We start from the raw sequence: 13,846 nt of genomic DNA on the forward strand, positions 1-13,846 counted from the left end.
TGGGTGGTGAAGTCGGCAGAGGATCAATGCCCGAAGACGCGTTCGACCTGCGCCCAGGCCGCTTCAGCTAGCGGACGAGCGCGGCGACCGGCCTCAAGCGCCTGCGCGCTGGAAGCATTGCCCTGCAATGCACGTGCCATGACCCCTTGCAATATGGCGGCGAGGCGGAACAGATTGAAGGCGGCGTAGAATTCCCAGTCACCCGCCGCGACGGGCTCGCGGCCCGTGCGCCTGCAATACTGCGCAACGTAGTCGGCCTCGCTTGGAATGCCGAGGGCCTTCAGATCGCCCCCGACCAGGCCGCGAAACTGCCCCGGCTCAAGCCGCCATGCCATGCAGTGGTAGGCAAAATCGGCCAGCGGGTGGCCCAGGGTCGACAGCTCCCAGTCGAGCACCGCCAGAATACGCGGCTCGGTGGGGTGGAAGACAACGTTGTCCAGCCGGTAGTCGCCATGCACGATCGCTGTCTCTTCCCCTTGCGGAATGTGCTGCGGCAGCCAGTCGATGAGCTGATCCATCGCAGCGATCGGCTCTGTTTCGCTGGCGCGGTATTGCTGCGTCCAGCGCGATATCTGTCGGGCGATGTATTGGCCCGGCTTGCCATAGTCGGCCAGGCCAAGTGCGGCGTAGTCGACGCGGTGCAGCGCCGCGATGACCCGATTCATCTCGTCGAAAATCGCGGTGCGCTCGTCGCGCTGCATGCCGGGCAGCAGCGGATTCCACAGAATCCGGCCTTCGACGAAGTCCATGATGTAGAACGACGTGCCGATGACGCTCTCATCCATGCAAAGCACACGCATCTGCGGCACTGGCACGTCGCTTTCGCCAAGTGACCGCATGACGCGAAATTCGCGGTCCACCGCATGGGCCGAGGGCAGCAGCTTGCCCGGTGGCTTGCGCCGCAGCACATAACGCTGCCCATCGGCTGCGGTAAGTAAATATGTTGGGTTGGACTGGCCCCCTTTGAACTGCGCCACCTGCCACGGCCCTTTTGCCTGCGGCAGGTGCTTGCGCAGATAGTCGGCCAGCGCCGCCTCGTCAAAGGCCAGTGCCGGAACGACGTCGCGAGTGTCGGCTTGCATGGAGCGTCCTATTGTCGAATCGGTCGAATCGGTCGAATCAGCCGGATTAGTCAGACCAGCTTGACCAGTTGCTTGCCGAAATTGCGCCCCTTGAGCATGCCGATGAAGGCCTCGGGCGCATTTTCAAGTCCGTGGGCGATGCTTTCGCGGTAGTGCAGTTTGCCCGCCGCTACCATGCCGCCAAGTTCACGCAGCGCTACTGGCCATTGCTCCATGTGCTCCGAGACGATGAAGCCTTGCAGCTTCAGGCGGTTGATCAGCACTGTGCGCACGTTTTTCATGCAGTAGGGGTCGGTGGTGTTGTAGTCGGCGATCATGCCGCACAGGGCGATCCGAGCAAAGGCGTTGGTGCGCGCCAGCAGCGCGTCGAAAATTTCGCCCCCCACGTTCTCAAACAGGCAGTCAACCCCCCTGGGCAAGGCGGCTTTCAAGTCGTCTTTGAGTTTGCCCGCCTTGTAGTCCACACAGGCGTCGAAGCCCAGTTCTTCCACCACATAGCGGCATTTCTCCGCACCGCCGGCCACGCCAACCGCACGGCAGCCCTTGGCTTTGGCAAGTTGGCCCACCACGCTGCCCACCGCGCCCGAAGCCGCTGTCACCACCACCGTTTCGCCCGCTTTGGGTTCGCAGATGGCGTTCAGCCCGTACCAGGCCGTGACGCCTGGCATGCCCACCGGGCCAAGGTATGCGGCCAGCGGCACGTGCGTGGTCTCAACTTTTTGCAGCATGCGCCCCGGGGCCACTCCATACAACTGCCAACCCATCATGCCGACAACTTGGTCACCCGGCTTGAAATGAGGGTCGCGTGAGGCCACGACTTCACCCGCCGTACCGCCCACCATCACCGCACCAAGTGCCACTGGTTCGGCATAGGACTTGGCGTCCGACATGCGGCCGCGCATATACGGATCGAGCGAGAGCCAGTGGTTGCGCACCAGGACCTCGCCTTCGCCCGGCTCTGGAATGGGTCCTTGTTCAAGCCGGAAATGGCGTGCTTCGACCCAACCCTCCGGGCGCCCGGCGAGCAGTATTTGTTGGTTTTGATCGGTCATGGCAGTTCTCCTGAAAAGTTGTTGCGCGATGCGGCCGCGGCGGGCGAACTCCCGGTTCAAATCGCGCTCGAACCGCCGTCCACCGCGAGGCACTGGCCGGTGATATGGCGTGATGCTTCACTGGCGAAAAAGACTGCCGCGCCCATCAGGTCCTGCTCGCCACCGAGACGTGCCAGCGGGGTCTTCTCAATCACCTGATCGCGCATCGCGTCAAGCAAGCCGGCAGTCATTTTGGACGGAAAGAAGCCGGGCAGAATCGCGTTGACGCGAATGCCGTGCTGCCCCCATTCCGCCGCCAGTGCGCGGGTGAAGTTCACCACCGCACCCTTTGAGGTGTTGTAGGCGATGGTGCGCATGGGCGGCGGGTTGCCGCGCAGCCCCGCGATGGAAGCGATGTTGATGATGCTGCCTCGCCTCGCCGGAATCATGCAGTGCTTGCCGACTTCGCGGCTCAAGAAGAACACCGCGTCGACGTTCAGCCGCATGACCTTGTCCCAGGCTTCGTCCGGGTAGTCCTCCGCCGGGGCTCCCCAGGTCGCGCCGGCGTTATTGACCAGAACATCAATTCCACCCAGCGCCGTATGCACGCTTTGCACCAGCGGGGCGATGACCTCGCGCCGCGACAAATCCGCGGGAAAAATCTGCGCGTCAATTCCAAGTCCACACAAGTGCTTCTGTGCCTGCTCCAACTCACTGGCTTTACGAGCAACGAGTGCCAGCCTGGCCCCCATTTCCCCCAGGGCCTGCGCCATTTGCAGGCCCAGCCCTCGCGATCCGCCCGTGATCAGGGCGCAGCGCCCGCTGAGATCGAATAGTCGGTGCGTAGTGGATGTCATGGTGGCTCCAGATCAGTTGGGTTGATGGCTAGGGCTTAGGGCCGGCTCTAAAACCAGGCATCCTGCATCAGGCGGCAGATGGAATTGCGCTCGGCGGCGACTTGCAGCCAAGCCTGAATTTTTGGCAGTTCATAGGCGTAAAAATAGTGGCATGCCTGCAATTTGCCTTGCAGAAAATCGCGGTGATCCGACTCTTGCAAGGCCGCTTGCGCAGCCAGCGCCACGTCCAGCCAAATCCACGCCAGCACGACATGACCGAAGGCTTGTAGATAGGGCGTGGCGTTGGCCAGGGTTGCAGCCGGGTCGTTGCCCTCCCATGCTGCGCGCGTCGCTACGAGCAAGTCATCCAGCGCAGCATGCAGCGCAGCGCCATGCGGCTGTAGTGGGGGTGAGTTCTCGGCCTGGGTTGCGGTGGCACCCACGCGCGCAGCCAGCAAGGCCAAACCTGCGCCGCCATCCATCACCACCTTGCGACCGAGAAGATCGAGCGCCTGGATGCCGTGCGTGCCCTCGTGAATCATGTTCAGCCGGTTGTCGCGCCAGTATTGCTCCACCGGAAAGTCACGCGTGTAGCCGTAGCCGCCATGCACCTGAATGGCCAGACTGTTGGCTTCCAGGCACCATTCAGACGGCCAGCTCTTGGCAATCGGCGTGAGCACTTCGAGCAGTAATGCCGCTTCGCTCGCCGCGGTTGCACCGCCCGTGCGCTGCTCGTCCACCAGCCGCGCACAGTAGAGCTCCAGCGCCAGTGCGCCTTCTGCATAGGTTTTTTGCGCAAGCAACATGCGCTTCACGTCGGCATGTTCGATGATGGACACCTGTGGTTGGCTCGGATCCTTGCCCGACGGCCCTACCGGGCGCCCTTGCGGGCGCTGGCGGGCGTAGGCCAGTGCTGCTTCATAGCCTGCCATACCGAGCATGGCGGCAGACAGCCCGACACCGATGCGCGCCTCGTTCATCATGTGGAACATGCAACGCAAGCCCTCGCCAGCAGCGCCGACGCGCCAGCCGATGGCGCCCGGCGCACCGCCCGCTGGATACCGGCCATCACCAAAACCGAGCAGGGTGTTGGGCGTGCCGCGCCAGCCACATTTGTGATTCAACCCGGCCAGGGCGATGTCGTTGCGGTGGCCGGTTAGTTGTCCACTGGCGTCGACCAGCATTTTCGGCACGATGAACAGCGAGATGCCGCGCGCACCGGCCACCAGTTTGCCGTCCGCGCCTGGAATCTTGGCCAGAACGAGGTGGACGATGTTGTCGGTGAGTTCGTGCTCACCCGCGGAAATCCACATCTTGCTGCCGAACAGGCGGTAGCGGGGACCCAGTGGGTCGGCCTCGAAATCAGGGCCATCGGGCATGGCACGGGTGGCGATGTCCGACAGGCTGGAGCCCGCTTGCGGTTCGGACAGGCACATCGTCCCGGCCCAGCGACCAGCGAACTCGGCACGGGCAAAGATTTGCTGCTGCCTGGGCGTGCCATGTGCCATGAGCAAATTGGCGTTGCCCACGGTGAGCATTCCCGCACCGATACTGACCGAGGCCTTGGCGAAAAATGCATTGGCCGCGGCTTCCACTGTGTAAGGCAGTTGCATACCGCCGATGGACTCATCCTGCGCTGCGGCCAGCATGCCAGAGTCGGCGTAGGCGCGCCAAGCCGCGTGCGTGGCTTGTGGCAGGATGACGCGGTCACCGCTCTGGCGTGGCTCCTCGGTATCCACCAGCCGGTTAAACGGCGCGTATTTGTCGCGGGCGATGCGCTCGCAGGTGTCAAGCACCTGGGCAAAAGTATCTGCGTTGTGCTCTTTGTAACGCGGCCTGGTGCACAGGCTGGTCACGTCGAGCCAGTCGTGGAGCAGGAAGTCGATGGTTTGGCGCATGGCGCATTGGCTTTAGGCAAACGGGCCTCAGAGCACCTCAAACAACCCCGCAGCGCCCTGACCGCCGCCGATGCACATGGTGACGACCACATATTTCGCTCCGCGGCGCTTGCCCTCGATCAGCGCATGACCCACCAGCCGCGCGCCGGTTACGCCGTATGGATGTCCCACCGCGATGGCACCGCCGTTGACGTTCAGCCGTTCGTCGGGAATGCCGAGCTTGTCGCGGCAATAAATCACCTGCACCGCGAAGGCCTCGTTCAGTTCCCACAGGCCGATGTCGTTCATCTTCAGCCCGGTGCGCTGCAGCAGGCGCGGAATGGCGAACACCGGGCCGATGCCCATTTCGTCGGGCTCGCAACCCGCAACGGCAAACCCGCGGAAAGCGCCCAAGGGCTGGAGTCCGCGCTGCTCGGCCAACTTGGCGTTCATCACCACGCAGGCCGATGCGCCGTCGGAAAACTGGCTGGCGTTACCAGCGGCAATCACCCCGCCCGGCAGGGCCGGACGGATTCGGGATATGCCCTCCAGGGTGGTGTCTGCGCGAATGCCTTCGTCAGCGCTCAGCGTAACTTCCCGCGTCACAAGCTGGCCAGTGGCCTTGTCAGCCATACCGGCGCGTACCGTGATGGGCACGATTTCATCGAGGAACTTGCCTGCGGCCTGCGCCGCTGCTGCGCGCTGCTGGCTGCGGGCGCCGTATTCGTCCTGCAACTGGCGCGAAATGCCGTATCGCTTGGCCACGCATTCCGCCGTTTGCAGCATGCTCCAGTACAGCTCGGGCTTGTGCTGCAGCAGCCAGGGTTCGCGCAGCATGTGCGTATTGGCGCGATCGTTCTGCACGCAGGAAATCGACTCCACGCCACCGGCCACCATCACCGGCACCTGATCCACGATGACGCGCTGCGCTGCAATCGCGATGGCTTGCAGCCCGGAGGAGCAAAAGCGGTTGACGGTGGCGCCGGCCGTGGTGACCGGAAGGCCGGCGCGCAGGGCAATCTGCCGCGCGATATTGCCACCCGATGCGCCTTCCGGATAGGCGCAACCGATGATGCAGTCTTCTACCTCGGCAGCATCGATGCCTGCGCGCTGCACGGCCGCCTGAACGACATGGCCGCCCATGGTGGCGCTGTGCGTGAGGTTGAGCGACCCACGCCACGACTTGGCAAGTGCCGTGCGCGCAGTGGAAACAATGACGGCTTCAGTCATGGAACACTCCGGTGTAAGAGGTTGCAAGCTAGGCGTTGAATCGTGCCGCGCCTGTTGGTTGACGACAGCGTGAACATCGCAATACGGGGCTCAGGCGCCGCTGAATGTCTTTCCTTGCTCGGCCAATTCAGCCAGCAGCGGCGCGGGTTGCCAGAACGCGGCATCGCCCCCGGGTTGCGCTGCGAACTGGCGCATGCGACGTACCACCATGGCGAGGCCGATCTGATCGGCATAGCCCATCGGCCCGCCGCGCCAGGCCGGAAAGCCATAGCCTGCGAGATACACCATGTCGATGTCGGAAGCGCGTTGCGCGATGCCTTCGGCCAGCAGGCGCGCACCTTCGTTGACCAGGGCATAAAGGCAGCGGTCGACGATTTCGGCATCGTCGATTTTCCGTGGCGTCACGCCGATCTCCTGGCGGTAGGCCGTGATCAGCGCATCCACCTCGGGATCGGGTAGCGCGGCACGGTTGCCGGCCTCGTAGCGATACCAGCCCTTACCGGTTTTCTGGCCATAACGACCTTGCTCGCACAGGCGGTCGGCCAGGCGCGAATACATGACGTTGGGTTTTTCCACATAGCGCCGCTTGCGTATGGCCCAGCCGATGTCGTTTCCGGCCAGGTCGCCCATGCGGAACGGCCCCATCGCCATGCCCCAGGCTTCCAGCGCCCGGTCTACTTGCTGCGGGCTGGCGCCCTCCTCCACCAGAAAGTTGGCCATGCGACCGTAATGCTCGATCATGCGGTTGCCGATAAAGCCGTCGCAAACACCAGACACCACCGCCGTCTTGCGTATGGTCTTGGCCAGCTTCATGACGGTGGCCAGCACATCCTTGGCCGTGGCCTTGCCGCGCACGACTTCGAGCAGCTTCATCACATTGGCCGGGCTGAAAAAATGCATGCCGATGACGTCTTGCGGGCGCTTCGTGCAAGCGGCGATGGCGTCGAGGTCCAACGTGGAGGTATTAGAGGCGAGGATGGCACCTGGCTTGGCGATGGCGTCAAGGCGCTCAAATACATCGCGCTTGACCTCCATGGTTTCGAACACGGCTTCGATCACCAGGTCGCAGTCGGCCAGTTGCGCAAAGTCCAGCGTGGGGCGCAGCAAGGCCATGCGCTTGTCGACTTGCTCGGGCTTGAGCTTGCCCTTCTTCGCCGAGTTGTCGTAGTTCTTGTGGATGGTGGCCACACCGCGATCCAGCGCCTCCTGCGTGGTCTCAACCAGAGTGACTGGAATGCCGGCATTGAGAAAGTTCATGCTGATACCGCCGCCCATGGTGCCCGCCCCGATCACGCCCACCCGGGCGATGGGACGAGTCGGCGTGTCGGCTGGCACGTCGCCAATCTTGGAGGCGGCGCGCTCGGCAAAAAACGCATGGCGCAGCGCTTGCGATTCGGGCGTGGCCATGAGCATGGCAAACAAGCTGCGCTCCCGCAGCATGCCTTCGTTAAAGGGTTTGAGCGAACCCGCCACCGCCTCGACGCATTGCAGCCGCGCCGGTTCGTGCGGAAATTGCGCGGCAACTGTGGTGCGAGTGAACTGAATGAAAGCCTCGGCGTTGTCGTGATTGACGGCAAGGTCGCGCACGCGAGGCGTGGGTTTTGTCGATTCGGCTAAATGACGTGCGAATGCAGCCGCGGCGCCCACCACATCGTCTTCGACCACGGCATCGAACAAGGCCGTGGCAGCCAGCATCTTGGCGGGCACAGCCTCGCCGGAAACGATCATGTTCATTGCATGTTCCAGCCCCACTGCGCGCGGCAGGCGTTGCGTACCGCCGGCGCCGGGCAGCAATCCGAGCTTGACTTCCGGCAGTGCGATCAGCGCCGAGGCCAGCGCCACGCGGCCATGGCAGCCCAGTGCGAATTCCAGCCCGCCGCCCATGCAGGTGCCATTGATGGCAGCGACCACCGGCTTGGTACAGGCTTCGGCTACGGCAATGACGTCGAGCAGATGCGGCGACGCCATGGATTCCGGCCTGCCGAACTCGCGAATGTCCGCCCCGCCGGAAAACAGAGCGCCGGCACCTGTGACGACGATGCCGATCACGCCAGAATCGGCTATTGCAGCGTCGATGGCCTCCACCAACAAGCGGCGCTGCTGTCTGCCAAAACCGTTGACGGGCGGGTTATCGAGGGTGAGTACCGCGATGCTGCCAAGGCGCGATGTGTGAACGCTGCTCATTCTGTCTCCTGGAAAGTGAACTTGTCGCCTTGCGGTTCGATTCGGACACGAAGCTCGGTGGGCGCTCGTCACGTATTGTTCCGCTAAGCAGAACTTTGTTTTGATAACGATCAATGCTAGCCTGATGCAAATGAGTTGTAAAGCTACCGTTCATCCGACATCGCCATGCAAAAAATTCATGTTTTACTCACCAAAGAGGAGCTTGATCACCAACGTCTTGAAGGCCGCGTAGTCATCGTGCTGGATGTGCTGTTTGCCACCACCTCGGCGCTCACGGCACTGCAAGCCGGCGCCAGTGCGGTCATCCCCGCGCTCGACGCCGAGCATGCGCGCAGCATCGCCGCCAGTCTTGCTCCCGCCCGCGCGGTGCTAAGCGGCGAACTCGATGCCGAAACCCTGCCCGGCTTCGTCCACCCCACCCCGCTGGCCTTGCTGCGCCAAGACCTGCAAGACCGCATCCTGATTTACAGCACCACCAATGGCACCGTCGCACTGCATAAAGCGCAGCAAGCCGCCGCGCAGGTGTACGCCGCCAGCTTGCGCAACGCCCAGGCAACCATTCAGCATGTGCTGCGCGAACACGCGCACAGCACTGTTTTGGTGGTCTGCGCAGGGTCGAGCGCGCAGTTCAATCTGGAGGATTTCTACGGGGCTGGCCTGCTCGTGCATGGCTTGCAGCAAGCGCCTGGGGCTCGCAGCTATTCCGATGCAGCGTTGGCTGCCGCGTTACTTACGCAAGGCAGCGATGCGCTGCGTTGCTTGCGCGCATCGCGCGTGGGACGCTTGATGACCTCGCGCGGACTCGACGCCGAAGTCGACTACGCCGCGCAATTGCATGCAGATTCAGGCGTTGCGCGGCTGCACAACGGTCGCCTGGTGCGGGTACCTGCGTAGGAAACCGTTCGACCTCGACCATCAACACAAGGAGCCTTGCTTGTTGCAACACCACGATGTGATCCTGTCTGACGGCCAGCGGCTGCACGTCGCCAGTAGCGGCAAAGTTGGGCGACCTCTGCTGCTGTTCGCGCACGGCTTCCCCGAATGCTGGGCGGCCTGGCAAACCCAGCTGGCCGCTTTTGGCCAGGATCACTTTTGTCTCGCACCAGACCTGCGTGGCTACAACTTGTCCGGCAAGCCCGAGGGTATTGCCGCCTACCGGGTGCAACCGCTGATGGACGATTTTCTCGGTCTGATGCGGCACTTCGGCTATGAGCAATGTGTGCTGGTAGCGCATGACTGGGGCGGCGCCGTAGCCTGGAGTCTGGCAGCGCGTGAGCCAAGGAGTCTGTCCAAGCTCGTCATCATCAACTCGCCTCACCCCATTCCCTTCGCCCGCGCCCTTGCCCACAACCCAAAACAACAGGCTGCCAGCCAATACATGCTGCGCTTTCGCGAAGCCGATGCTGCGGAATTCCTGTTGCAAGACGATTGCGCCCGCTTGCTCGCGCTCTTCCGCCATCCCATCACGGGGAAATCAGCGCTGGATGAAACCGAAATTGCGCTCTACAAACAGGCCTGGAATCGGCCCGGGGCAATGGACGCGATGCTCAACTATTACCGCGCATCTCCCTTGGTGCCGCCCACTGCCGGGCAGGCTGGAGCCGCGGGCTTGAAGCTTGACCCTGAGGATTTTCTCGTGCCCATGCCCACGCTCGTCATTTGGGGTGAGCAAGATCAGGCGCTGCTGCCCGTGCTACTCGAAGATCTTGGAGCCGTGGTGCCCGACTTGCATATTTACCGCGTGCCGGGTGCTTCGCACTGGGTGGTGCATGAGGAACCCGATGCGGTTGAGGCCGCCATACGCTGTTTTCTGGCGGCAACCTGAGCTGCTACTTGCTCAGGTCGAACTGACTTAGCGGGTCGCCAAACCTTCCAGATGCTGCACTATGGCGAGGAGTTTGGGGCGCACCTCATTGAGCAGAAAATCGGGTGTCAACTGGAACGCCGGGCCACCGCAATTCATTGCCATTAGCGGCATGCCATTGCCGGGGTCAAAACCCACGGCAATGGCGTTCACGTCTGGCTGCCAGTCGCCGAACGAGCAGGCCACACCGAGGTTGCGATAGTCGCTCAGCGCCCTGTCGATACCGCGCTTGAGCGTCGGCCACGCCAACTCATCAAGCGCAGCGAGGTCGTCGAAAATGGCCGCACGCTCACGCTCGCCAGCCACGGCAAGGTAAGCGCGCCCCATGGCCGTGGTGGCAATAGGGATACGCGAGCCCACGTCCAGACTCAGGGTCAGCGCCGAAACGCTGCGGCAGTTTTCCACGTAAATCAGCGAGAGCCGGTCGCGGGTTCCCAGCGACACCATGCCCTTGGATGCATCGGCCAGTTCCTGCATCAGGGGCCTGGCGATTTGGCGAATGTCCATGCGTGCCAGTACCGTGCTGCCCAGCGATAGCGTCGCGGCCCCGAGTCGGTACTTGCCGCTGTCTGCGTCTTGCGTCAAGTAGCCCAATCGCGTGAGCGTATAGGTCAGGCGCGAAACCGTGGACTTGGGCAGCTTGCAGCGCTGGGCGATATCCAGATTGCCCAGCGCCTTGTCGCGTGAGCGAAAGCTCGACAGCACCTCCAGGCCGCGCGCTAGGGCAGTGACGAACTGCCGCTCGTCCTTGGGTACGGTGTCGGCAGGGGCTGCTGCCTGAATTGACTCGGTGTTGATGCGGCGCGCGTTCATGAGCTGTGTGGGTGTTGTGCTGTCTCGATGGTCGTTGCCACGCCGAGCGGTGTCTGGTGATGCGAGTCATCGCGCACGAAGCATCGTCGAGTGCATCGTGATGAACTGACCCCAGCCTTGACACGCCGGAAGGCAAGTTGAACAATCGGCATCATATTTCATGGAACATTGTTCCGCACAGCGGTTTTTACATTGATTCGACTTTCATCAAATTTTCATACTTTTTTATGGTCAGCCCGCCATTTTCATGGGGACGATTCCTTGCACCTGGAGTTGCAAATCTCGGTCGACAAGCGTGCTGTGCATGGTGCCGCGCCCGAGTTTTGTGCACGAGAACTTGCCCCAAGATGTTGCAGGCCGTCCGCCATGAAACCAACGACCCTGGGCTGTTCCACGCCTTTGGCGACATGGGATTGCCGGATTCCCCGCTACCGCCAATTTACGGCAAGGCAAAAATCGGCTCTTTCGGCCTGTCGGAGATTGAATACGGCTCCGATCCTGACGGCCTGCAAACTCGCACACAAGAAGAGATGCACGCACTAATCCAATGGTGCGCGCAGACCGGCATTCAGGCATTTACGACCTAGACAGGTACGCCAGATGAACATGGATTTCGAACCCGATTTCACTCCGGAATACGCACCGTTTCGCGCTGAAGTTCGTGCATTCCTTCATGACAAACTGCCCGCATCGCTACGCCACAAGGTTCTGCATGGCTTACGTTTGAACAAAGACGATTTTGTTCTCTGGCAACGCATCCTCCACGCCCATGGATGGGGCGCGCCCAACTGGCCGTTGCAGTATGGCGGCACCTCGTGGAACGCCGTGCAGCAAGCCATTTTCGATGAGGAATGTGCCCGGGCCGGAGCGCCGCGACAACTGCCATTCGGCCTCAAGATGCTGGCCCCTGTACTGATGCGTTTTGGTACGGAGACGCAGCGCAAGACGCTGCTACCTGGCATTGTCAGTGGAGATGTGTGGTGGTGTCAGGGCTATTCCGAACCAGGCGCTGGCTCGGATCTGGCATCGCTCAAAACCCGCGCAGTGCGTGATGATGACGACTATATCGTTACCGGCCAGAAGACCTGGACCACGCTTGGGCAATACGCAGACTGGATGTTCTGTCTGGTACGCACCGACACGGCAGCCAAGCCACAGCAGGGTATTTCCTTCTTGCTGATCAACATGCGTTCGCCCGGCGTCAGCGTGCGTCCCATCATCACTCTGGACGGTGAGCACGAGGTGAACGAAGTCTGGCTCGACGCCGTGCGCGTGCCTGTTGCCAACCGTGTCGGCGATGAAAACCAGGGTTGGACCATTGCCAAATATCTGCTGGGGCATGAGCGCAGCAATATTGCCGGAGTCGGCATCGCCAAGCGGGAACTGTCGCGGCTGACAGATCTGGTAGCGCGTGAATCGAAGCCAGGGAGAACGCTGCAGGATGATCCGCTGTTCGCGTCACGCATTGCCCAACTGGAGATCGACCTGTTGGCGCTGGAAATCACGCAACTGCGCATGCTGCAACGCGAAGGCCCACCGGGACCGGAAAGCTCGATGCTCAAGGTGCTGGGCAGTGAGTTGCAACAGCGTGTGGCTGAGCTGCTGATGCACGCCGCGGGTCATCGCGCCCTGTCCTTCGAATTCCAAACGCCGGATTCCGGGAACAAAGACGAGGACGAGAGTGGCAGGCTGGCCGCGCAATACGCCAATTGGCGCAAGCTTTCCATCTTTGGTGGCAGCAACGAAATTCAAAACGGCATCCTGGCGCGTGCGCTGGGCCTGTGAGGAGGCGCACCATGCAGTGGCACGCAACGGAACAACAAAGCCAACTGGCTGACGCCCTGGAGCGCTTCATGCAGCGCGACTACAGCTTCGAACAGCGCCGCGCGCTTGCGGCTGGCGCGGGTTTCAGTCCGCAGTCCTGGGCCCTGCTGGCCGAGCTTGGCATAACCGCGCTGCTGGTGCCCGAGACCTTCGGCGGCCTGGGCGCAAGTGTGCAGGACGGCCTGCATGCGCTGCAGACCCTGGCGCCTGCGCTGCCCCTGGAGCCCGTGGTCGCAAGCAGCCTCCTGGCCACGCATCTGCTGAGCGGGTGCAGCGAAACGGCAGCAGCGCGTGCCTGGTTGCCGCGTATGGCTGAAGGCCGAGCGATTGCCACGCCTGCGCACTTCGAGGCCGAGCAAGGCTTCGCCACCGAGCAACCGCAAACCCAGGCGCGACACGACGGCGATGGCTGGCTGCTACACGGCGCAAAGAGTTTGGTGCTGCAGGCGCAGTTTGCCGATGTGCTGCTGGTCTCGGCAACTGCTGATGATGGACAAATGGCTTGGTTCGCAGTGGAGCCAGGCAGCAGCGGCGTGCATCTCCGCGCCTATCCCCTGCTCGATGGCCAGCGTGCCGCCAACGTGACGTTCGACGGCGTACGCCTGCTTGCTGCAGCCCGCATAGACCGGCCCGGCCAGGGCGCTGCGCTATACGGCGCCATGCGCGATGTCTGGCTCGCCGCACTGTGCGCCGAGGCCGTCGGCATCCTTCAAGCCACGCTGGACGCCACAGTGACTTACCTCAACACACGCCAACAATTCGGCCAGCCCATAGGCCGCTTTCAGGTGCTGCAACACCGCGCCGTGCGCATGTGGATGGAACTTGAGCAGGCACGATCCATGGCCTTGCTTGCCGCCGATGTCTGCACACAGGGCGACGCCGTGCAACGCACCCGACTGCTGGCAGCCGCCAAAGCCCGTGTCGGCCAGGCTTGCAGCTATGTGTCGCAACAGGCCGTGCAATTGCACGGCGGCATGGGCATGACCGACGAGATGCAGGTGAGCCATTGGTTCAAGCGACTCACCGTCATCGAACTCTGGCTACACGATAGCGACAGCCATTTGCAGCGCTACGCCAACAGCCTGCGCGCAGCCTGACGCACTCT

Annotated in this window: 12 protein-coding genes; 5 read left to right on the forward strand and 7 right to left on the reverse strand. The window is 62.5% G+C overall.

The genetic code is table 11. The features are described from left to right. Positions 1-23: 23 nt before the first annotated feature. From ABT24_RS03090 to ABT24_RS03115, 6 genes are all read right to left on the reverse strand, one after another. Positions 24-1,082, reverse strand: coding sequence for a phosphotransferase (locus tag ABT24_RS03090; protein ID WP_276728422.1), 1,059 nt, complete (start codon positions 1,080-1,082; stop codon positions 24-26). Between the two features lie 50 nt (positions 1,083-1,132). Then, positions 1,133-2,134, reverse strand: coding sequence for an NADP-dependent oxidoreductase (locus ABT24_RS03095; RefSeq protein WP_276728425.1), 1,002 nt, complete (start codon positions 2,132-2,134; stop codon positions 1,133-1,135). 56 nt (positions 2,135-2,190) lie between these two features. Further along, entirely contained in the window at positions 2,191-2,970 is a 780-nt protein-coding gene (locus ABT24_RS03100; protein ID WP_276728428.1) for an SDR family oxidoreductase, read from the reverse strand. Positions 2,971-3,017: 47 nt separating this feature from the next. Beyond that, positions 3,018-4,847 (reverse strand): acyl-CoA dehydrogenase, encoded by a 1,830-nt coding sequence (locus ABT24_RS03105; RefSeq protein WP_276728431.1) that lies wholly within the window; start codon positions 4,845-4,847, stop codon positions 3,018-3,020. Positions 4,848-4,874: 27 nt separating this feature from the next. Beyond that, on the reverse strand, positions 4,875-6,056 hold the full coding sequence (locus tag ABT24_RS03110; protein WP_276708632.1) for an acetyl-CoA C-acyltransferase: 1,182 nt from the start codon (positions 6,054-6,056) through the stop codon (positions 4,875-4,877). 90 nt (positions 6,057-6,146) lie between these two features. Continuing rightward, positions 6,147-8,240 (reverse strand): 3-hydroxyacyl-CoA dehydrogenase NAD-binding domain-containing protein, encoded by a 2,094-nt coding sequence (locus ABT24_RS03115; RefSeq protein ID WP_276728433.1) that lies wholly within the window; start codon positions 8,238-8,240, stop codon positions 6,147-6,149. 165 nt (positions 8,241-8,405) lie between these two features. Here ABT24_RS03115 and ABT24_RS03120 point away from each other — a divergent pair, with 165 nt between their 5' ends. Both ABT24_RS03120 and ABT24_RS03125 read left to right on the forward strand, forming a co-directional pair. Continuing rightward, entirely contained in the window at positions 8,406-9,134 is a 729-nt protein-coding gene (locus ABT24_RS03120; protein ID WP_276728436.1) for a 2-phosphosulfolactate phosphatase, read from the forward strand. A gap of 40 nt (positions 9,135-9,174) precedes the next feature. Next, a complete protein-coding gene (locus ABT24_RS03125) occupies positions 9,175-10,065 on the forward strand; it encodes an alpha/beta fold hydrolase (protein WP_276728439.1) in 891 nt (296 codons plus the stop codon). Between the two features lie 27 nt (positions 10,066-10,092). On the opposite strand, the gene ABT24_RS03130 is transcribed toward ABT24_RS03125, so the two are convergent. Further along, positions 10,093-10,917 (reverse strand): IclR family transcriptional regulator, encoded by an 825-nt coding sequence (locus ABT24_RS03130; protein ID WP_013123228.1) that lies wholly within the window; start codon positions 10,915-10,917, stop codon positions 10,093-10,095. A 347-nt stretch (positions 10,918-11,264) separates the two neighbouring features. On the opposite strand from ABT24_RS03130, the gene ABT24_RS03135 reads away from it, so the two are divergent. The 3 genes from ABT24_RS03135 to ABT24_RS03145 are packed head-to-tail and all read left to right on the forward strand — an operon-like array spanning position 11,265 to position 13,838. Further along, positions 11,265-11,504, forward strand: coding sequence for a hypothetical protein (locus ABT24_RS03135; RefSeq protein WP_041608407.1), 240 nt, complete (start codon positions 11,265-11,267; stop codon positions 11,502-11,504). Between the two features lie 13 nt (positions 11,505-11,517). After that, on the forward strand, positions 11,518-12,702 hold the full coding sequence (locus ABT24_RS03140; RefSeq protein ID WP_276728443.1) for an acyl-CoA dehydrogenase family protein: 1,185 nt from the start codon (positions 11,518-11,520) through the stop codon (positions 12,700-12,702). A gap of 11 nt (positions 12,703-12,713) precedes the next feature. Then, positions 12,714-13,838 (forward strand): acyl-CoA dehydrogenase family protein, encoded by a 1,125-nt coding sequence (locus ABT24_RS03145; RefSeq protein WP_276728445.1) that lies wholly within the window; start codon positions 12,714-12,716, stop codon positions 13,836-13,838. Positions 13,839-13,846: the final 8 nt, after the last annotated feature.

It is taken from the genome of Thiomonas sp. SCN 64-16 (assembly GCF_001725585.1).
Taxonomy (GTDB): Bacteria; Pseudomonadota; Gammaproteobacteria; order Burkholderiales; family Burkholderiaceae_C; genus Thiomonas; species Thiomonas arsenitoxydans.

What these genes read in the sequence shown, in the direction of transcription:
- ABT24_RS03100 (WP_276728428.1), bottom strand. Translation starts at nt 2,970, where the DNA reads ATGACATCCACTACGCACCGACTATTCGATCTCAGCGGGCGCTGCGCC.
- ABT24_RS03095 (WP_276728425.1), bottom strand. Translation starts at nt 2,134, where the DNA reads ATGACCGATCAAAACCAACAAATACTGCTCGCCGGGCGCCCGGAGGGT.
- ABT24_RS03120 (WP_276728436.1), top strand. Translation starts at nt 8,406, where the DNA reads ATGCAAAAAATTCATGTTTTACTCACCAAAGAGGAGCTTGATCACCAA.
- ABT24_RS03140 (WP_276728443.1), top strand. Translation starts at nt 11,518, where the DNA reads ATGAACATGGATTTCGAACCCGATTTCACTCCGGAATACGCACCGTTT.
- ABT24_RS03090 (WP_276728422.1), bottom strand. Translation starts at nt 1,082, where the DNA reads ATGCAAGCCGACACTCGCGACGTCGTTCCGGCACTGGCCTTTGACGAG.
- ABT24_RS03105 (WP_276728431.1), bottom strand. Translation starts at nt 4,847, where the DNA reads ATGCGCCAAACCATCGACTTCCTGCTCCACGACTGGCTCGACGTGACC.
- ABT24_RS03135 (WP_041608407.1), top strand. Translation starts at nt 11,265, where the DNA reads ATGTTGCAGGCCGTCCGCCATGAAACCAACGACCCTGGGCTGTTCCAC.
- ABT24_RS03145 (WP_276728445.1), top strand. Translation starts at nt 12,714, where the DNA reads ATGCAGTGGCACGCAACGGAACAACAAAGCCAACTGGCTGACGCCCTG.
- ABT24_RS03130 (WP_013123228.1), bottom strand. Translation starts at nt 10,917, where the DNA reads ATGAACGCGCGCCGCATCAACACCGAGTCAATTCAGGCAGCAGCCCCT.
- ABT24_RS03110 (WP_276708632.1), bottom strand. Translation starts at nt 6,056, where the DNA reads ATGACTGAAGCCGTCATTGTTTCCACTGCGCGCACGGCACTTGCCAAG.
- ABT24_RS03115 (WP_276728433.1), bottom strand. Translation starts at nt 8,240, where the DNA reads ATGAGCAGCGTTCACACATCGCGCCTTGGCAGCATCGCGGTACTCACC.